Here is an 18587-nt window from a genome sequence, read left to right as displayed (position 1 = left end):
CGTCAAGCATTTCCTTCAATTACCAGCGACTGCACATCAATTCATGGGCTTCCCACAGATCCATCCCCACGAAGAAGCGAGCTGCATACGCCACGAGCTCCGCGGTCTCCGTATGCAGGCCGAGTTGCGTGAGGGACGCCCCATGTTCGTCCGTGTTTCACGTGAAACACCCGACAGCCACCGGCGCGTCACGCAGCGGACCATGACATGGCCAAAAGCTCGTACGTCTCCCCGGAAACAGCTGGACGACCAGTGCCGTCGTCAGACAGCCTGACCTGCGTGCCGACTCCTTCCCTCGCCGCTCTGCCCATCCGCCGTCTGTCGCCTCGCGACCTCACCGCCTGCGCCGACTTGTCCGAGGATCGGGGCTGGCCCCGTGAGGAACACAAGTGGAGCTTCCTTCTGACAGCCGGAAAGGGCTACGGCATCGATGACCCCGCCGGCGGACTCGTCAGCGCCTGTGTCATCACGGAGTACGGACCACGGGAGCGTCCCGACCTGGCGGCCATCGGCATGGTCCTGGTCGCCGAGCGCCACGCCCGCCAGGGCATCGGACGCCGACTGATGCAGCACGTCATCTCCGCGATGGGTACGACACCGCTGACGCTGCACGCGACGCCGTTCGGGCGACCGCTCTATGAGGAACTCGGCTTCAAGGCAACCGGCCGGGCGGAGATGCTCCAGGGAACCTTCGTGCCCGGCACCTGGAAGCCCTCGGTCGCCACGCGTGCGGCCACCGCCGAGGACCTCAGCGCGATCCTCCGGCTCGACGAGGAGGTGTTCGGCGCCGATCGGACGCACATCATCACGCGGCTGCCCGCTTTCCTCGACCAGCTGCGGGTCGCCGAGGAGAACGGCCGGATCACCGGCTACGCGGGCGCCTGGCCCAACATGGCCACGCAGGTCGTGGGCCCACTGATCGCCCGCGACACGGAGACCGCGAAGGCGCTCATCGGCTCCCTCGCCGCCCACACCGACCGACCCCTGCGCACCGATGTCGACGTACGCCATGAGGAGCTGCTGACCTGGGCGAAGGAGCACGGCTTGGCCTCCGTCACCTTCAACTCGGTCATGACGTCCGGCCTCACGGAACTGCCCGGCGACTGGACCCGGCGATTCGCTCCGCTGACGGTCGCCGCGGGCTGAGATCTTCGGCTGCTGCCGACTGCGGCACACATGACGGAACGCCGGTCCCCCGTCGGGACCGGCGTTCCGTCATCGCCGCAGAGGCGCTGGCCGGGCACCACGGAGATGTGACGTCAAGCGAGTGCCTCGATCGCGGCGGTCGCGAACTCGTGGTCCTGGTGCGGTGCGCCGCCGCCCACGCCGATCGCCCCGATCAGCCGGCCGTCCCGATGGATCGGCACACCGCCCGCGATGAAGAGCAGCGGCTGGTCGAGCGCGGTGGGCAGGGTGTGGAAGAGGCCTCCGGGCTGTACGGCGTCGACGAGATCGGCGGTGGGGGCGTCGAGCTGGAGTGCCGTGTAGGCCTTGCGGGTGCTCGTCTCCCCGGAGATCAGCACGGCTCGGTCGTCCCGGCGGAAGGTGAGAAGCCGGCCTCCGGCGTCCAGAATCGTGACGCTGACCGTGACCCCGGCGGCTTCGGCTGCCCGGTGGGCGGCCTCGACGAGGAGATCGGCGTCCTGGGTGGTCAACGGGGCGACGGCGAGGGTGGTGCTCACAAGAGTTCTCCTTGCGGTGAGGTGGTGCTGACGGGGACTGTCGCGGGGCCGGATGTGCGGGGGCAGCCCTGACCCCGCACTCGGGTCGGCTCAGTGGTGGACGACGGCTCGCTGCTCGACGGGCGTGGTGCCCGTGACGACGGTGCCGGACGAGGCTCCCGCACGGCGCTCCAGCGCGGCCGAGAGGACGGCGAGCAGCAGCGCGGCCGCGGCGAGGGCGGCGCCCACCCAGTTGGGGGACGTGTAGCCGAAGCCGGCGGCGATGACGATGCCGCCGAGCCAGGCGGAGAGGGCGTTGCCCAGGTTGAAGGCGCCGATGTTCACGGCCGAGGCGAGGGTCGGAGCGCCGTGTGCCTGGTCAAGGACCCGCTTCTGCAGTGGGGGCACGGTGGCGAAGCCCAGGGCGCCGATCGACGCGATGGTCACGGCCGCGAGGACCTTGTTGTGGGCCGTGAGCGTGAAGAGCGCGAGCACGACGGCCAGGGCGCCCAGGGAGACGTAGAGCAGGGGCATCAGGGCGCGGTCCGCGTACTTGCCGCCGACGAGATTGCCGCCGACCATGCCGAGTCCGAACAGGACCAGCAGCCAGGTGACGGATCCGTCAGCGAAGCCTGCGACATGGGTCATCATCGGCGCGATGTAGGTGATGGCCGCGAAGACGCCGCCGAAACCGAGGACCGTCATCGCCATGGCGAGCAGGACCTGGGCGTTCTTGAACGCGGCCAGCTCGTGGCGCAGGCGTACGCCCTGCTGCTTGGGCATGTCCGGGACCAGCTTCGCGATTCCGGCGAGACCGACGAGCCCGAGGGCGGCGACGATGCCGAAGGTGACCCGCCAGCCCGCGGCCTGTCCGACGAACGTCCCCAGCGGCACACCGACGACGTTGGCGACGGTCAGGCCGGTGAACATCATCGCGATGGCTCCGGCCTTCTTGTCCGGGGCGACCAGGTCGGCCGCTACGACCGAGCCGATGCCGAAGAAGGCACCGTGGGCGAGCGAGGCGACGACGCGGCCGATCAGCATGACGGAGAAGGCGGGGGCGAGAGCGGACAGCACGTTTCCGACGATGAACAGTCCCATCAGCAGCATCAGCATCCGCTTGCGGGAGACCTTGGTGCCGAGCACGGTCATCAGGGGCGCGCCGAGGACCACGCCGAGCGCGTAGCCGGTCACCAGAAAGCCGGCGGTGGGGATGGAGACCCCGAAGTCGCCCGCGACCTCGGGCAGCAAGCCCATGATCACGAACTCGGTCGTTCCGATTCCGAAGGCCCCGATCGCGAGGGCCAGAAGCGCGAGAGGCATGAAGGGGTACACCTTCCCAGAAGATTGCAGGAGCGCTTTACGTTTGACGACAATACTTGCAGACGCTCTCTACTTGCAAGCGCAGGCTATTGCGCCCTTGTCCTACTCTGGCTTCAGCCACGCCGGGACGGAGGAATACACCATGACCGCGACCGACCCCGCACTCACCGCCCTCGCCCAGGGCTGGTGCGCGCTCTCCCTGCTGCACGGGAGGATCGAGGCGCACATCGAGCGCGCCCTCCAGGCCGGGCACGATCTGAGCGTGCGCGAGTACTCGCTGCTCGACGTGCTCAGCCGCCAGCACGACGGCGAGGGCGGCCACCTGCAGATGAAGCAGGTCGCCGACGCGGTCGTCCTCAGCCAGAGCGCCACCACCCGGCTCGTCACTCGCCTCGAGGACCGCGGCCTGCTCGCCCGCTACCTCTGCCCCACCGACCGACGCGGCATCTACACCGACGTCTCCGAAGCGGGCCTGCGCCTCCTGGCAGAAGCCCGCCCGACCAACGACAAAGCCCTGCGCGAAGCCCTCGACCAGGCCGCGCAGAACCCCGAACTCGCCCCACTGGTCCGCGTCGTGGAGACACTCCCGGCGCCCACATAGGGTGCGGTCATGGGAGATCTTGAGATACGAGCCGCTGTCGCTGACGACGTGCCCGCGATCGTCGACATGCTCGCGGATGATCCACTGGGCGCCCAGCGCGAGTCACCGGACGATCTGGCGCCTTACCTCGTCGCACTGGAGCGGCTCAGCAGCGACCCGAACCAGCATCTGGTCGTCGCCGTCCGCGAGGACCGTGTCGTCGGCACGCTCCAGCTCACGGTCATTCCCGGGCTGTCCCGCAAGGGCGCGACCCGCTCCATCATCGAAGGCGTACGCATCCACGCCGACGAGCGCGGCAGCGGCCTTGGTACACAGCTCATCGAGTGGGCCGTCGCTGAATCCCGGCGTCAGAAGTGCCAGTTGGTGCAGCTGACCTCTGACAGCTCCCGTGTCGACGCCCATCGCTTCTACGAACGCCTCGGCTTCACGGCCTCGCATGTGGGATTCAAACTCCAGCTATGACATAGCGATGCGCTGTTTCACGTGAAACAGCGCATCACCAGACCGTCAGAACGAGCCGCTCCCCCGCCATCCGTCCGGGTCCACTCCGCCCGGCACCGCAGCCCCCTCGTCGTACGGCTGACGTGTGAAGACGAACGACCCGAGGTCCAGATGGTCCACGGTTCCGTCCGGGCGTCGTACAGCCTTCAGGACCTCGCCGGCGTAGTAGCCCTCCAGGCCCGTCCAGGTGCCGTCTCCGCTGGGCCGGAACCGTGAGCGGCGGCCTCTGCCGGACAGCGGCTCCAGCGAGACCAGGCCGTCAGCGGTCAGCCGCAGGGCGAAGCCGTGGGTCCCCCAGTACCACTGTCCCGCCAACTCCAGTTCGGCCGTGTCGACTTCACGCATCGGTCGCCAGGGCTCGGGGATCCGTGGCTCGGCCTCCGCGACGATCCGGACGAGGTCTGCGGCGACGAGGGAGACCAGCGGTCCGGAAGTGCAGTTGGCCAGGACCACGGCGGCCACGTCGTCCTCCACGCTGATCATCAAGCTGGCCAGGAAGCCCGGCAACGAGCCACCGTGCCCCACAAGGAGCCGCCCGTCCCTGTGCTGGATCTGCATACCCAGCCCGTAGGCCGCTCCGTCCGCCACATCATCGGCCTCCGGTGGCGCTGCCGGCGTGCGCATCTCCCGTACGGACCGGGCGCTGAGCACACGGTCGTCACCCTGGGCCAGAAAGACGGCGAACCGAGCCAAGTCGGCAGTCGTCGACCACAGCTGTCCTGCCGGCGCCATCCGGCCCAGGTCCTCGCTGGGCTCGGGAAGCATCGCATCGGCCCAGGGATGCACGGCCCAGCCGCCCGCGTGCGGTGCCTGGGGGCGTGTACTCGTGCGGTTCAGGTCCAGGGGTTCGAGCACTTCTCGCCGGAGTACGTCATCCCAGGCCGCGCCCCTGAGCCTCTCGACCAGTGCGCCCAACAGCGTGTAACCGGGGTTCGAGTAGTGGAACCGGCGTCCCGACGGATGCAGGAAAGGCTGCTCGCCCAGTACGTCCGGCAACTCGGGCCGCAGCGATCCAGGGGTCCGCTCCCACCATGGCACCGGCGACTCGGCTGCCAATCCGGAGGTGTGCGCGAGCAGCTCGGCGATGGTCGCCTCCCCCGCGCCGGTGCCCGGCAGATGCTTCTCCAGCGGGTCACCGAGGTCGAGCAGTCCCTCATCTCGCAGCCGCAGAACGAGAACGGCCGTGAAGGTCTTGGTGATCGAGCCGATGCGGTACTGCACGCTCTCGTCCGGCCCATGCCCGTCCACCGAGGTACGCGAGCCGTGCCACACAGCCCTGCCGTCCCGTACGACCGCTGCGACCAGCGAGGGCGTACGGCCTTCGGCCTGGGCCACGGCGATACGGTGCAGAAGCGCCCGGCGTGTGCTGGGCAGCAGCTCTTCCTGAGATGTCGTCATGCCCCCAGTCCATCCCGGCCGGCAGCCGACAGTCGAGCGCATATCCCCGAAGGGGGTGGATCAGGGTCTGGGATCAGGTCTGCGCCATGTCGACGAAACGCGAGTAGTGCCCCTGGAAGGCGACGGTGATCGTCGCCGTAGGACCGTTACGGTGCTTGCCCACGATGATGTCCGCCTCGCCCGCGCGCGGCGACTCCTTCTCGTAGGCGTCCTCACGGTGCAGCAGGATCACCATGTCGGCGTCCTGCTCGATGGAGCCGGACTCACGCAGGTCGGACACCATCGGCTTCTTGTCCGTACGCTGCTCGGGACCACGGTTGAGCTGCGAGAGCGCGATCACCGGGACCTCCAGCTCCTTGGCCAGCAGCTTGAGGTTACGGGACATGTCCGAGACCTCCTGCTGACGGCTCTCGGAACGCTTCGACCCACCGGCCTGCATCAGCTGCAGATAGTCGATGATCACAAGCTTGATGTCATTGCGCTGCTTCAGCCGACGGCACTTCGCCCGGATCTCCATCATCGACAGGTTCGGGGAGTCGTCGATATAGAGCGGCGCCGCCGACACCTCGGGCATCCGACGCGCCAGACGGGTCCAGTCCTCGTCCGTCATGGTTCCGGAACGCATGTGGTGCAGGGCCACCCGCGCCTCGGCCGACAGCAGGCGCATCGCGATCTCGTTGCGCCCCATTTCCAGGGAGAAGATGACGCTCGCCAGGTTGTGCTTGATGGACGCCGCCCGCGCGAAGTCCAGGGCGAGCGTGGACTTACCCATGGCGGGACGGGCCGCGATAACGATCATCTGGCCCGGGTGCAGTCCATTGGTGAGCGAGTCGAGGTCCGTGAATCCGGTGGGCACACCGGTCATCTCGCCGGAGCGTGAGCCGATCGCCTCGATCTCGTCGAGGGCGCCCTCCATGATGTCGCCGAGCGGCAGATAGTCCTCGCTGGTGCGCTGCTCGGTGACCGCGTAGACCTCGGCCTGGGCACGGTTGACGATCTCGTCGACGTCGTCGTCGGCCGCGTATCCCATCTGCGTGATGCGGGTGCCGGCCTCGACCAGGCGGCGCAGGACGGCCCGTTCATGGACGATCTCCGCGTAGTACTCGGCGTTCGCCGCAGTCGGCACCGTCTGGACGAGTGTGTGGAGATACGCGGCTCCGCCGACCTTGTTGATCTCGCCGCGCTTGGTGAGCTCGGCCGCGATGGTGATGGGGTCGGCGGGCTCACCCTTGGCATAGACGTCGAGGATCGCCTGGAAGATCGTCTCGTGCGCCGGCTTGTAGAAGTCATGGCCCTTGATGACCTCGACGACATCGGCGATGGCGTCCTTGGACAGCAGCATGCCGCCGAGGACGGACTGCTCGGCGTCGAGATCCTGCGGCGGCACCCGTTCGAAGGCCGAGCCTCCGCCGTCCCACTGGCCGTTGTCCCGACCGCGATCATGCTGCTCGTCGCGTCCACGGCCACCGTCACCACGTCGGCGGGAGGCGGGCAGACGATCACTGGGACCGCTGTCGGCCCAGGGGTCGTCCAAGGGCTCGGAAATACTCACCGAGCCACCTCCTCCCGTCCGCCGAGCGGACCTCGCCGTGCCCCTCAGTTCTACGGCACGCCACTGACAAATGAGAGGCCCAACTCCGGTCCTGGCACATCGGTTTTGTGCCGGTTTCCCGGCCGACGGACGGAGTGGGCGCCGGACCACGGTAGGCCTGTCGGCACCGTCAGCCAATCTGGTTATCCACAGGCCATGTGGACGACGGCCCCGATGCTGTGGAGAACTCCACAAAACCTGTGCACGACACGGTGGACAGCCCTGTGAACAAGCCCCCAGAGATTCCCACACAGCACGCCTGACCTGCCGGTTTACCGTCCACCGGCTGTGCAGAAGAAAAACTTCCCCAGTCGGACCAAGATCTCTTCGAACGGTGCGCGCAAGCGCACACCACAAGTGAGCGAGTAAGGGTCAGTGATGCATTGCATCTCTTACCTGTGGACGATTAGATTGGTGGCCATGACACAGGCTCCCGCGACTCCCAAGGCCGCCCGGCGACAGCACGACCGAGAGATCGTCGCCCTGGCCGTTCCGGCCTTCGGCGCACTCGTCGCCGAGCCTCTGTTCGTCATGGCCGACAGCGCGATCGTCGGCCATCTCGGCACAGCACAACTCGCCGGACTCGGGGTCGCCTCAGCCCTCCTCATGACGGCCGTCAGCGTATTCGTCTTTCTCGCCTACGCCACCACGGCGGCCGTGGCCCGCCGCGTAGGCGCCGGCGACCTCCCGGCCGCCATCCGCCAAGGTATGGACGGTATCTGGCTGGCCCTCCTTCTCGGCGCCTTCGTCGTCGCGGTCGTCCTCCCCACGGCACCGTTCATCGTGGAACTCTTCGGCGCCTCGAACACGGCGGCCCCGTACGCAACCACCTATCTACGGATTTCCGCCCTCGGCATCCCGGCCATGCTGGTCGTACTTGCTGCCACCGGAGTCCTGCGCGGGCTCCAGGACACCAAGACTCCCCTCTATGTCGCCGGAGCAGGCTTCATCGCCAATGCCGTCCTCAACGTGGGCCTTGTCTATGGCGTCGGCCTCGGCATCGCCGGATCCGCCTGGGGCACCGTCCTAGCCCAGTGCGGCATGGCCGCGGTCTACCTCGTGGTCGTCGTCCGCGGCGCCCGCGAGCACGGTGCCTCCCTACGCCCCGACGCTGCAGGCATAAGAGCCTGTGCACAGGCCGGGGTACCCCTGCTGGTCCGCACCCTGTCGCTGCGAGCGATCCTGATGATTGCCACGGCCGTCGCGGCCCGCCTCGGAGACGCCGACATCGCCGCGCACCAGATCATCCTGTCGCTGTGGAGCCTGCTCGCCTTCGCGTTGGACGCCATCGCCATCGCCGGACAGGCCATCATCGGCCGGTATCTCGGTGCCGGTGACGCCGAGGGCGCCCGGGCCGCCTGCCGCCGCATGGTGCAGTGGGGGATCGCCGCCGGCGTCGTACTGGGACTGCTCGTGATGATCACGCGGCCACTCTTCCTGCCGTTGTTCACCAGCGACACGGTCGTCCAGGACACAGCCCTGCCTGCCCTGCTCATGGTGGCGCTCTCCCAACCGATCTGCGGCATCGTCTTCATCCTGGACGGCGTCCTCATGGGAGCAGGCGACGGGCCTTACCTCGCCTGGGCCATGGTGCTCACACTGGCCGTCTTCATTCCGGTCGCTCTACTCGTCCCCGTGACCGGCGGCGGCCTCACCGCAGTGTGGGCAGCCATGACGCTGATGATGACAGTGCGCATGCTGACGCTCTGGGTACGCACCCGCTCCGGCCGCTGGATCGTCACGGGCGCGACGCGCTGAATGTTTCACGTGAAACACGCTGTTTCACGTGAAACGGACTTGCCGCTAACCGCACCGCACCTCGAAGCCGTTCGCACGGCACGGCACCGCACCGCGCCAGGGAAACGCTGACCGCACAGAAGAGGGGCCGTACCCCAACGGGTACGGCCCCTCCTTTCAGCTGTTCAAGCCGAGCGCAGCGATCAGGCCGCGATGACCTCGATGTTGACCTTGGCGGCAACCTCGGGGTGCAGACGCACGGACGTCTCGTGAGCGCCCAGGGTCTTGATCGGCGCACCGAGCTCGATGCGGCGCTTGTCGACCTCGGGACCACCGGCGGCCTTGATCGCGGAAGCGATGTCGGCCGGGGTGACGGAACCGAAGAGACGACCGGCGTCGCCGGAGCGGACAGCCAGACGGACCTTGACCGCCTCGAGCTGGCCCTTGACCTGGTTGGCCTGCTCGATGGTCTGGATCTCGTGGATCTTGCGAGCGCGACGGATCTGCTCGACGTCCTTCTCGCCACCCTTGGTCCAGCGGATAGCGAACTTCCGCGGGATCAGGTAGTTGCGAGCGTAACCGTCCTTGACGTCGACGACGTCGCCCGCGGCACCGAGGCCGGAGACCTCGTGGGTGAGGATGATCTTCATGTTTCGGTCACCCTTCCCTTATCGCGCGGTGGAGGTGTAGGGCAGCAGCGCCATCTCACGGCTGTTCTTGACGGCCGTGGCGACGTCACGCTGGTGCTGCGTGCAGTTGCCGGTCACGCGGCGGGCACGGATCTTGCCGCGGTCGGAAATGAACTTCCGCAGCATGTTCGTGTCCTTGTAGTCCACGTACGTGACCTTGTCCTTGCAGAAAGCGCAGACCTTCTTCTTCGGCTTGCGCACAGGCGGCTTCGCCATGGTGTTTCTCCTGTGTGATCAAGAAGTGTGGGTACGACCCGCCCTTTGACCCGGACCGGCCCTGAGGCCGCCCGAAGGCCTAGAAGGGGGGCTCGTCCGAGTAGCCGCCGCCCTGGCCGCCGCCGGAGTTTCCACCCCAGCCGCCGCCACCGCCGCCGCCCTGCTGGCCACCGGCGGGAGCACCGGTTGCCCACGGGTCGTCGGCGGGAGCTCCGCCGCCCTGCTGACCGCCGCCGGGGCCACCGCCCCAGCCGCCGCCACCCTGGCCGCCACCGCCGCCGTAACCACCCTGGCCACCGCGGGCGCCACCGGAAGTCTTGGTGACCTTCGCCGTGGCGTTCCGCAGGCTGGCGCCGACTTCCTCGACGTCCAGCTCGTAGACCGTGCGCTTGACGCCCTCACGGTCCTCGTAGGACCGCTGCTTCAGCCGGCCCTGCACGATGACGCGCATGCCTCGCTGGAGCGACTCGGCGACGTTCTCCGCCGCCTGACGCCAGACCGAGCAGGTCAGGAACAGGCTCTCGCCGTCCTTCCACTCGTTCGTCTGGCGGTCGAAGGTGCGGGGGGTGGACGCGACACGGAACTTCGCGACCGCCGCACCGGACGGGGTGAAGCGCAGCTCGGGGTCGTCGACAAGATTGCCGACGACCGTGATGACGGTCTCGCCTGCCATGGGGGAACCTCTCGGCGGGTTTGCTGCTCTGGCTGCTTGGTTGCTGCTACTCGAATCCCGAGTTCAGCTGAGCGGAGGGCTCAGTGGGTCTCGGGGCGGAGGACCTTGGTCCGGAGGACCGACTCGTTCAGGTTCATCTGGCGGTCGAGCTCCTTGACGACCGCAGGCTCGGCCTGCAGGTCGATGACCGAGTAGATGCCCTCAGGCTTCTTCTTGATCTCGTACGAGAGACGACGACGGCCCCAGGTGTCGACCTTCTCGACCTTCCCGTTGCCCTCACGGACGACGGAGAGGAAGTTCTCGATCAGGGGGGCGACAGCGCGCTCCTCCAGATCGGGGTCGAGGATGACCATCACCTCGTAGTGACGCATGTGGAACCCACCTCCTTTGGACTCAGCGGCCACGGTCGTTCCGTGGCAGGAGGGTTGTGATGCGTACGCAACGGTATCGGCCGCCACTGACAATCGGGGGTGACCTGACGGTTGCCCCGAGCTGGCCCGGGCAGACACCGGTGCAGACGCTACACAGTACCCGCACACCGGCTTCCGGTTGAAATCCGGCCGCCGACGGCCACAATCTGTACACATCGGGTGTGTATGGCGCTACGATGCGCCGCCTTCCGCAGGAGGTGCCCTATGGCACAGGCATTGCGACCCAACACCGTCGGAGGCCTTTTCGCCACGGACGGAAAGCCCCACCCTCTCCAGGACACCCTGCTCGCGGTGACCCTGGTGCTGGGCATCACGGCCTTCGTCACGGCGATGTTCCACAACCTGCACCTGCTCAGCTCCTGGACCGGCCTGGTGGGGATCCTCACCGGCGCGTACGGGCAGTGGATCTCGGTGACGACCCGCGAGCGCTTCGGACTGATCATCGGTCTCGGCGCCTCGGCGGTCGGCTTCTTCCTCGGCATGGCGCACGGTGGCCTCTTCGGCGGGGTCTTCTGACGCCAGGGGCACTGTCCTCACCGCACCGGCCACGGAGGCCGACCTCCGAACACCGGTAGAACACCGCATAGCGCACCTTCGAACGCCTCGGCGGCCACCAGGCCGGGGCGAAGCTTCCGTACGCCCAGTCGGGGCGCTCGCAAGGCGCAGTAGGCTTCGGCGCGAGAGCCGGAGCCCCTGTACCCATGGGGACACACCAGCCCGAGGAGCGCCCCGAATGAGCCTGACCCTGAGGACGATCAGCCGCGAGCAGCATCTGGCATACATCCAGAGCCTGCCGTCGGCGAGCCACATGCAGGTCCCGGCCTGGGCTGACGTCAAGGCTGAGTGGCGCTCGGAGAGCCTCGGCTGGTTCGACAAGAGCGGCGAACTCGTCGGTGCCGGCCTCGTCCTCTACCGGCAGCTGCCCAAGATCAAGCGCTACCTCGCCTATCTGCCCGAAGGCCCGGTCATCAACTGGTTCGCGCCGAATCTGACGGAGTGGCTGGAACCGATGCTCGCGCACCTGAAGCAGCAGGGCGCCTTCTCCGTGAAGATGGGCCCGCCGGTGATCATCCGGCGCTGGGAGGCGGGCTCCATCAAGCAGGGCATCCAGAACCCGGACGTGAAGCGCCTGCGCGACATCGAGGCCGACTTCATCGAGCCGCGCGCCTTCGAGGTCGCCGACAAGCTGCGTCGTATGGGCTGGCAGCAGGGCGAGGACGGCGGAGCCGGCTTCGGCGACGTCCAGCCTCGCTACGTCTACCAGGTGCCGTTGGCCAACCGGTCGCTGGAAGAGGTCCACAAGAACTTCAACCAGCTGTGGCGACGCAACATCAAGAAGGCCGAGAAGGCCGGCGTCGAGGTCGTCCAGGGCGGCTACCAGGACCTTGAGGAGTGGCAGCGCCTGTACGAGATCACGGCTGTGCGCGACCACTTCCGGCCGCGTCCGCTGTCGTACTTCCAGCGCATGTGGACGGCCCTCAACACCGAGGACCCCAACCGCATGCGGCTGTACTTCGCCCGGCACAACGGTGTGAACCTGTCGGCGGCGACGATGCTGATCGTCGGCGGGCACGTCTGGTACTCCTACGGCGCCTCCGACAACATCGGCCGTGAGGTCCGGCCCTCGAACGCGATGCAGTGGCGGATGCTGCGCGACGCCTACGCGCTCGGCGCCACCGTCTACGACCTGCGCGGCATCTCCGACTCGCTGGACGAGACCGACCACCTCTTCGGCCTGATCCAGTTCAAGGTGGGCACGGGCGGGCAGGCCGCCGAGTATCTCGGTGAGTGGGACTTCCCGCTGAACAAGCTGCTCCACAAGGCGCTCGACATCTACATGTCGCGTCGCTGACCTCGCGGTCTCTGCTTCGATACCGTCAACAGCTGCACCGTCGATAGCTTCCATACCTCTGATACACCGCAGCCACGAGAAAGGTTCCAGGTCCGGCCATGGCGCTCACGCTCTACGTCGACACCGCGCGCTGGCGGGCGCACCACAAGCACGTGCAGGAGCAGTTCCCGGGACTCGTCCCGGTCTGCAAGGGCAACGGCTACGGGTTCGGGCACGAGCGGCTGGCGGAAGAGGCCACGCGCCTGGGTTCCGACGTCCTCGCCGTCGGAACGACGTACGAGGCCGCGCGCATCAAGGACTGGTTCGGTGGTGACCTGCTGGTGCTGACGCCGTACCGGCGCGGCGAGGAGCCGGTCCCGCTGCCCGACCGGGTCATCCGCTCGGTGTCGTCCGTGGACGGCGTGTACGGCCTCGTGGGCGCCCGTGTGGTCATCGAGGTGATGTCCTCGATGAAGCGGCACGGCGTGAGCGAGCACGATCTCCCGCAACTGCACGCCGCCATAGAGAATGTCCGGCTCGAGGGCTTCGCCATCCACCTGCCGCTGGACCGCACCGACGGCTCGGACGCCGTCGAGGAGGTCATCGGCTGGATGGACCGCCTGCGTGCGGCCCGGCTGCCGCTGCACACGATGTTCGTCAGCCACCTCAAGGCCGAGGAACTCGCCCGTCTGCAACAGCAGTTCCCGCAGACCCGCTTCCGGGCCCGCATCGGCACCCGGCTGTGGCTCGGCGACCACGAAGCCACCGAGTACCGCGGCGCGGTCCTGGACGTCACGCGCGTCTCCAAGGGCGACCGCTTCGGATACCGGCAGCAGAAGACGGCCTCCGACGGCTTCCTGGTGGTCGTGGCGGGCGGTACGTCGCACGGGGTGGGCCTGGAGGCCCCCAAGGCCCTGCACGGCGTCATGCCGCGCGCCAAGGGCGTTGCCCGGGCCGGCCTCGCCACGGTCAACCGGAACCTTTCTCCCTTCGTGTGGGGCGGCAAGCAGCGCTGGTTCGCCGAGCCGCCGCACATGCAGGTGTCCATCCTGTTCGTCCCCGCGGACGCCCCCGAGCCGAAGGTCGGCGACGAGCTGATCGCCCATCTGCGGCACACCACCACGCAGTTCGACCGGATCGTCGACCGCTGAGCGCCCCCTGAGCGACCGCCGCTCGACAACGCCGCGACAGCGAAAGGCCGTACACGGAACTCCTCCGGGTACGGCCTTTCGCCTGTGCCACCTCGACTGTTCGCTCAGAGCGAACCGTCGGTCGTCTTGCCCGGACCGCCCCACTCCACATACGGGCCGTCGAAATGGGCCGCGTGCCGTGGTGGATGGGCCGCAGGCCCGAACACGAACACGTCCTCCGCCCCGTCGAGCACCCCGCCCGACGGGTCATCCTCGCCGGCCCGGCGCACCGGATCGCGGTCCGGCATGAGGATGTCCCGTACGACGACGGCGCACAGGTACAGCGTCCCCAGTAGGTGGACACCGATGGCCCAGTGGTAACCGTCGGGCGGCAGTCCCTTGTGGGCGTCCCCGCTGGTCGTGTACGCGAGGTACAGCCAGATCCCGAGGAAGTAGGCCACCTCGCACGCCTGCCAGATGAGGAAGTCCCGCCACCTCGGCCGGGCCAGCGCGGCCAGCGGCACCAGCCACAGGACGTACTGCGGCGAGTAGACCTTGTTGGTGAGGATGAACGCCGCGACGATCAGGAAGGCCAGCTGGGCGAACCGCGGGCGTCGCGGCGCGGTGAGCGTGAGTGCGGCGATGCCGGCGCAGCACAGCAGCATCAGCAGCGTGGCGAGCGTGTTGACGCTCTCCGTGCTGAGCGGGTCGGTGGAGTTCTGGGCCATGATCAACCAGAAGGAGCCGAAGTCGACGCCCCGTTCCTGACTGAACCGGTAGAACTGCGACCACCCGTCCCAGGCGAGCAGCATCACCGGCAGGTTCACGACCAGCCAGGCGACGGCGGTGCCGCCGAGAGCCTTCCCGAAGTCCCGCCACTTGCCCACGCGCCAGCACAGGACAAGCAGCGGCCCTAGCAGGAAGACGGGGTAGAGCTTCGCGGCCGTGGCGAGCCCGAGCAGGATGCCGAAGGCGAGGGCACGGCCGCGTGACCACATCAGCATCGCTGCGGCCGTCAGGGCGACGGCCAGCAGATCCCAGTTAATGGTCGCGGTCAGCGCGAAGGCGGGCGCAAGAGCGACCAGCAGCCCGTCCCAGGGGCGCCGGGTGTGCGTGCGGCTCACGCAGACGGCGATGACGGCCGCGCACGCCATCAGCATTCCGGCGTTGACCATCCAGTACCACTGCTCCTGGTGCTGGATGGTGCCGCTCCCGGTCGTGAGCCAGGAGGCGACCTCCATGAACACGCCGGTCAGCACCGGGTACTCGAGGTATTCCATGTCGCCGGGCAGCTTGTCGAAGTACGGCACGAGCCCGTCGGCGAAGCCACGCCCCTGATAGAGGTGCGGGATGTCCGAGTAGCAGGCATGCGTGTACTGCGAGCTGGCGCCGAAAAACCAGGCGCCGTTGTAGCAGGGCGCCTTCTGGACCAGGCCGAGGGCGAACATGCCGATCGCCACGAGCGCGATGATCCGCACGGGAGTCCACCAGGACGTCCCGAGCAGGGCACGCCGTCCGATGGGGCCACCGATCAGCTCACTCCCGTTGGCGGCGACCTCGTCCTCCGCGGTCGGCCGCACCGGATCGGGCTGCACGCTCGTGGGCGTCGTCTCTGCACTGGGCATGGGGCACATCCTGCCGTACCAGTCTGAGAACAGGGCGAGGAAGATGGGCCTGCGGCGACTGAGTGTTTCACGTGAAACCGACGTTTCACGTGAAACAGGCCGCCATGCGATAGGCCGTAGAGGCGACAAAGGCCGGTGGCCGGCACCCAGCTCCATGGGTACCGGCCACCGGCCTTCTACCTCGCGTTCGTCTGTCGATCTAGCCTGACGACCCGCCGAAGATGCCTCCGTTGCCGTTGGCATTGCCCCCGGAGTTGTCCGTCTCCGTATCCGTGGGTGTCGGTGACGTCGTCGTACCTCCGTCTGAGCCGCCGTTCTGTCCGCCGTTGGCGTTGTTGCACTGCCAGTCGAACTCTCCGCAGGTCTCGGTCGGCGTCGGCGGCGGCGAAGTGAGCGACTCGGAGGGAGTGGGCGTGGGGCTCGGGCTCTCCTCCTCGGTCTCCGTGGGCGTGGGAATCGCGCTCGGCGTCGGGGTGTCGTTGATGATTTCACCGATGGGCTGGGCCTCGGGGAAGGGCTCAGGCGTGTCCCAGCTCTTCATGGCCTCGACCATGTAGTCCTTCCAGACCTGAGCCGGGATGTCACCACCGTGGATGGACGGCACGCCACCGGTGCCGTTCATGGACAGCAGCTTGCCCTTGGCGGGGTCCGTGCGGAACAGCGTCACGGCCGTGGACAGTTCCCTGGTGTAGCCGACGAACCACGCCGACTTGTTCTCGTCGGTCGTACCCGTCTTGCCGGCCACCGGGAACCCGATGTCCGCGACCTTCTTGCCGGTGCCGTTCTTGACGACGTTCTCCAGGACGTCCGTCACGTTGTTCGCGACGTTCGGCTCCATGGCGTCCTCCTCCTCCGGTTTCTCGAACCCGGGGAGCTGCTTGCCATCCTTGATCACCTTGGTGACGGAGAACGGTTCAAAGTGTTTGCCGTCGTTGGCGAAGGCGCCGTACGCGTCTGCCATACGGATGGCGCTGGGCGTCGACGTACCGAGCGAGAAGGACACGTTCCTGATGTTGGCCTTGTCGAAGAAGGCCGGCGAGATGCCCATGTCCTTGGCCATCTCCTGGGTCCTGGACAGGCCCACATCGATACCCAACTGCGCGAACGGGCTGTTGATCGACTGCTCCATGGCCTTCCTGAGCGTCACGTCACCCCAGGCCGTGGTGCCCTCGTTCTTCTGGCGGAACGGCTTTCCGTTGTCGCCCATGATCGGGTCGCCGTTCTGGTCCTTGATCTCGAGGAGGTCGTTGCCGTTGTACTTGGCCAACGGCGAGAGCGGCTTTCCGTTGGTCTGGTACGTCCCGTACTTCATCGAGGCGGCCAGCACGATGGGCTTCCAGGTCGATCCGACCGGCACGCCCAGGGTGTTGGCGTTGTTGGAGTAGTGCCCCTTGTTGTAGCCCGCGCCGCCGTACAGCGCGACGATCGCTCCGGACTTGGGATCGACCGACGCGCCGCCGAACTGGACGTACTTGTCCTTCTCGCGCTTCTTGGGGTCGAGGAAGCTCTTCTCCGTCTTCTCGACGGCCGCCGCCAGCTCGTTGACCTTCTGCTTGTCGAAGGTCGTGTAAATCCGGTAGCCGCCCTTCTCCAGGTCCTCGGGGGACAGGCCCGCCTTCTTGGCGACGTACTCCTTGGCGATGTCGATGAGATAACCGGACTGGCCGGACAGATTTGAGGTCTGCTTCTTCAAGGTGGGGAAGTCGCCGACCTTGGCACGGTCCGCCGGAGTCATTCGTTCGACCTCGACCATGCGGTCCAGGATCCACGACCAGCGTTCCTTGGCCCGCTTCGTGTTGGCCTTCTCCGTGGCGTTCGCTCCCACACCGCCGTCGGGGTTGTAGAAGTTCGGGCCCTTCAGTACGGCAGCGAGGAAGGCACACTGGGAGGGGGTGAGCTTCTCGGCGTCCACGCCGAAGTAGGCCTGGGCCGCAGCCTGGATGCCATAGGCGTTACGCCCGTAGTAGGCGGTGTTCAGGTAGCCCGCGAGGATGTCGTCCTTGGACATCTTCTGGCCCACCTTGATGGAGATGAACAGCTCCTTGAACTTACGCGAGAGCGTCTGTTCCTGGCTCAGGTAGGTGTTCTTCACGAACTGCTGGGTGATGGTCGAGCCACCCTGCGTCTCGCCGCCCCTCGCCATGTTGAGGAGGGCTCGCCCGATACCCGCGGGGTCGATGCCGTTGTCCTCGTAGAAGGACGCGTTCTCGGCGGAGACCACCGCGTCCTTCATGGCCTTCGGGATCTCCTCGTTATTCACGAGCTGACGGTTGGTCTGCCCACCGGTCGACGCCATCTGCTTGTTGTTGGACCAGTAGAAGACGTTGTTCTGGGCCAGGGCCGTGTCCTGCTGCTTCGGGATGCCCACCATGGCGTACCCGATGCCCGCAGCAGCGACCAGACCGCCCATGAAGGCGAGGAACGTACCCGTGACAAGCCGCCACGACGGCACCCAGCGCGCCGCTCCGTACTTGCCCGCGCGGGGATAGTCGATGAACCGCTTCATGGCGGGCGGTCCCGAACGCCCTCTGCCGCGCCCGGGGCCGCCCGGACCGCCGGGAGCGGCGCGGCGGCCGCCCCGGGCCGGTTCGGCCGCTCTGCGGCGGCTGCCTGCGCCTCTCTGGGCAGCGCGACGTGCCTCGGCGCGTCCGCCGTACGGACGTTCCTCGCCTTCCGAACCGCTGGGACCCGACCTGTACGAGTCGGAAGGAGATCCGGTGGCGCCTCGCGGTGCCGCTCGGCGGCCGGAGGACGAGCCGGCCTGGCCGCGTCGGGCCGCGGCACGTCCGCCTCCCTGCGGCTGCGGCGGTTTGCGACGGTGCTCGCTCATCGAACGACTACTCCTCGGGCAGGCGCACCCCTGCGCGCCTGACAACGGCGGCTGTTTTCCGGTCCCCCCGAAGTACGGATGCGGTCGGTTCCGCATTCACCCGTACTGCACCAAGGACAACGACGCCCTCAGGCATCACTCGGTTCCCGGTGCTGTGCATGGCGCACAGACTACGCACCGTCAAAGCCCACCTAGCCCCGAACTTCACCCCAAATCAGGCAACTCGCTCCACATGAATCGTTGATGTGATCCCGTTCACCGTTCCCCCACTTGTCGCGCCCGGAAGGCCGTTCTATCGTCTTGATGTATCGAGTCGATACATCAGCGCGAGATATGACGAGGAGGCGAGG

17 protein-coding genes are annotated in these 18587 nt (G+C 67.4%); 7 read left to right on the top strand and 10 right to left on the bottom strand.

Annotation, left to right across the window (positions count from 1 at the left end):
• The first annotated feature begins 279 nt into the window (after positions 1-279).
• Positions 280-1146, top strand: a complete 867-nt coding sequence (locus tag ACFZBP_RS09015; protein ID WP_391411255.1) for a GNAT family N-acetyltransferase — start codon at positions 280-282, stop codon at positions 1144-1146.
• 113 nt (positions 1147-1259) lie between these two features.
• Here ACFZBP_RS09015 and ACFZBP_RS09010 read toward each other — a convergent pair whose 3' ends face one another.
• Together ACFZBP_RS09010 and ACFZBP_RS09005 are read right to left on the bottom strand one after the other, a co-directional pair.
• Entirely contained in the window at positions 1260-1682 is a 423-nt protein-coding gene (locus ACFZBP_RS09010; protein ID WP_391411253.1) for a heme-binding protein, read from the bottom strand.
• 90 nt (positions 1683-1772) lie between these two features.
• Positions 1773-2984 carry an MFS transporter gene (locus tag ACFZBP_RS09005; protein ID WP_391411251.1) on the bottom strand — a complete coding sequence of 404 codons (1212 nt, stop codon included), beginning with the start codon at positions 2982-2984 and terminating at the stop codon, positions 1773-1775.
• A gap of 142 nt (positions 2985-3126) precedes the next feature.
• Between ACFZBP_RS09005 and ACFZBP_RS09000 the strand changes: the two genes are divergently transcribed.
• The gene (locus tag ACFZBP_RS09000) at positions 3127-3585 is read left to right on the top strand and encodes a MarR family transcriptional regulator (RefSeq protein WP_391411249.1); all 459 of its coding nucleotides are present in this window, start codon (positions 3127-3129) and stop codon (positions 3583-3585) included.
• Positions 3586-3594: 9 nt separating this feature from the next.
• On the top strand, positions 3595-4047 hold the full coding sequence (locus ACFZBP_RS08995; protein ID WP_391411247.1) for a GNAT family N-acetyltransferase: 453 nt from the start codon (positions 3595-3597) through the stop codon (positions 4045-4047).
• Between the two features lie 45 nt (positions 4048-4092).
• Here the strand turns inward: ACFZBP_RS08995 and ACFZBP_RS08990 are convergent, their stop codons facing one another.
• Positions 4093-5484, bottom strand: a complete 1392-nt coding sequence (locus ACFZBP_RS08990; RefSeq protein WP_391411245.1) for a serine hydrolase — start codon at positions 5482-5484, stop codon at positions 4093-4095.
• Between the two features lie 73 nt (positions 5485-5557).
• A complete protein-coding gene (dnaB, locus tag ACFZBP_RS08985; RefSeq protein ID WP_391411243.1) occupies positions 5558-7036 on the bottom strand; it encodes a replicative DNA helicase in 1479 nt (492 codons plus the stop codon).
• A 459-nt stretch (positions 7037-7495) separates the two neighbouring features.
• Here dnaB and ACFZBP_RS08980 point away from each other — a divergent pair, with 459 nt between their 5' ends.
• Complete coding sequence (locus ACFZBP_RS08980) at positions 7496-8833, top strand: MATE family efflux transporter (RefSeq protein ID WP_391411241.1); 1338 nt, start codon at positions 7496-7498, stop codon at positions 8831-8833.
• Between the two features lie 182 nt (positions 8834-9015).
• Here the strand turns inward: ACFZBP_RS08980 and rplI are convergent, their stop codons facing one another.
• From rplI to rpsF, 4 genes are all read right to left on the bottom strand, one after another.
• Positions 9016-9462 carry a 50S ribosomal protein L9 gene (gene rplI / locus ACFZBP_RS08975; protein ID WP_234761503.1) on the bottom strand — a complete coding sequence of 149 codons (447 nt, stop codon included), beginning with the start codon at positions 9460-9462 and terminating at the stop codon, positions 9016-9018.
• 18 nt (positions 9463-9480) lie between these two features.
• Positions 9481-9717: a 30S ribosomal protein S18 gene (gene rpsR, locus ACFZBP_RS08970; protein WP_003949403.1), complete on the bottom strand. Its 237-nt coding sequence runs from the start codon at positions 9715-9717 to the stop codon at positions 9481-9483.
• 79 nt (positions 9718-9796) lie between these two features.
• Entirely contained in the window at positions 9797-10390 is a 594-nt protein-coding gene (locus tag ACFZBP_RS08965) for a single-stranded DNA-binding protein (RefSeq protein WP_383449656.1), read from the bottom strand.
• 80 nt (positions 10391-10470) lie between these two features.
• Positions 10471-10761 carry a 30S ribosomal protein S6 gene (gene rpsF / locus ACFZBP_RS08960; protein WP_005482942.1) on the bottom strand — a complete coding sequence of 97 codons (291 nt, stop codon included), beginning with the start codon at positions 10759-10761 and terminating at the stop codon, positions 10471-10473.
• A 264-nt stretch (positions 10762-11025) separates the two neighbouring features.
• Between rpsF and ACFZBP_RS08955 the strand changes: the two genes are divergently transcribed.
• The 3 genes from ACFZBP_RS08955 (at position 11026) to ACFZBP_RS08945 (ending at position 13803) form a co-directional block, all read left to right on the top strand.
• Positions 11026-11337, top strand: a complete 312-nt coding sequence (locus ACFZBP_RS08955) for a hypothetical protein (RefSeq protein WP_383449657.1) — start codon at positions 11026-11028, stop codon at positions 11335-11337.
• 217 nt (positions 11338-11554) lie between these two features.
• Positions 11555-12673 (top strand): peptidoglycan bridge formation glycyltransferase FemX, encoded by a 1119-nt coding sequence (femX, locus tag ACFZBP_RS08950; RefSeq protein WP_062721159.1) that lies wholly within the window; start codon positions 11555-11557, stop codon positions 12671-12673.
• Positions 12674-12771: 98 nt separating this feature from the next.
• A complete protein-coding gene (locus tag ACFZBP_RS08945) occupies positions 12772-13803 on the top strand; it encodes an alanine racemase (protein WP_383449658.1) in 1032 nt (343 codons plus the stop codon).
• 104 nt (positions 13804-13907) lie between these two features.
• Here the strand turns inward: ACFZBP_RS08945 and ACFZBP_RS08940 are convergent, their stop codons facing one another.
• Together ACFZBP_RS08940 and ACFZBP_RS08935 are read right to left on the bottom strand one after the other, a co-directional pair.
• Entirely contained in the window at positions 13908-15407 is a 1500-nt protein-coding gene (locus tag ACFZBP_RS08940; protein WP_391411237.1) for a glycosyltransferase 87 family protein, read from the bottom strand.
• A 199-nt stretch (positions 15408-15606) separates the two neighbouring features.
• A complete protein-coding gene (locus tag ACFZBP_RS08935; protein WP_391411235.1) occupies positions 15607-18237 on the bottom strand; it encodes a transglycosylase domain-containing protein in 2631 nt (876 codons plus the stop codon).
• Positions 18238-18587 lie beyond the last annotated feature (350 nt).

This window comes from Streptomyces sp. NPDC008086 (assembly GCF_042957325.1).
Taxonomy (GTDB): domain Bacteria; phylum Actinomycetota; class Actinomycetes; order Streptomycetales; family Streptomycetaceae; genus Streptomyces.
This window is presented reverse-complemented; position numbering and strand designations above follow the sequence as displayed.

What these genes read in the sequence shown, in the direction of transcription:
- rpsF (WP_005482942.1), bottom strand. Translation starts at nt 10,761, where the DNA reads ATGCGTCACTACGAGGTGATGGTCATCCTCGACCCCGATCTGGAGGAG.
- rpsR (WP_003949403.1), bottom strand. Translation starts at nt 9,717, where the DNA reads ATGGCGAAGCCGCCTGTGCGCAAGCCGAAGAAGAAGGTCTGCGCTTTC.
- ACFZBP_RS08945 (WP_383449658.1), top strand. Translation starts at nt 12,772, where the DNA reads ATGGCGCTCACGCTCTACGTCGACACCGCGCGCTGGCGGGCGCACCAC.
- ACFZBP_RS08995 (WP_391411247.1), top strand. Translation starts at nt 3,595, where the DNA reads ATGGGAGATCTTGAGATACGAGCCGCTGTCGCTGACGACGTGCCCGCG.
- ACFZBP_RS09005 (WP_391411251.1), bottom strand. Translation starts at nt 2,984, where the DNA reads ATGCCTCTCGCGCTTCTGGCCCTCGCGATCGGGGCCTTCGGAATCGGA.
- ACFZBP_RS08955 (WP_383449657.1), top strand. Translation starts at nt 11,026, where the DNA reads ATGGCACAGGCATTGCGACCCAACACCGTCGGAGGCCTTTTCGCCACG.
- ACFZBP_RS09000 (WP_391411249.1), top strand. Translation starts at nt 3,127, where the DNA reads ATGACCGCGACCGACCCCGCACTCACCGCCCTCGCCCAGGGCTGGTGC.
- ACFZBP_RS08940 (WP_391411237.1), bottom strand. Translation starts at nt 15,407, where the DNA reads ATGCCCAGTGCAGAGACGACGCCCACGAGCGTGCAGCCCGATCCGGTG.
- femX (WP_062721159.1), top strand. Translation starts at nt 11,555, where the DNA reads ATGAGCCTGACCCTGAGGACGATCAGCCGCGAGCAGCATCTGGCATAC.
- rplI (WP_234761503.1), bottom strand. Translation starts at nt 9,462, where the DNA reads ATGAAGATCATCCTCACCCACGAGGTCTCCGGCCTCGGTGCCGCGGGC.
- ACFZBP_RS08980 (WP_391411241.1), top strand. Translation starts at nt 7,496, where the DNA reads ATGACACAGGCTCCCGCGACTCCCAAGGCCGCCCGGCGACAGCACGAC.
- ACFZBP_RS08965 (WP_383449656.1), bottom strand. Translation starts at nt 10,390, where the DNA reads ATGGCAGGCGAGACCGTCATCACGGTCGTCGGCAATCTTGTCGACGAC.
- ACFZBP_RS08990 (WP_391411245.1), bottom strand. Translation starts at nt 5,484, where the DNA reads ATGACGACATCTCAGGAAGAGCTGCTGCCCAGCACACGCCGGGCGCTT.
- ACFZBP_RS08935 (WP_391411235.1), bottom strand. Translation starts at nt 18,237, where the DNA reads ATGAGCGAGCACCGTCGCAAACCGCCGCAGCCGCAGGGAGGCGGACGT.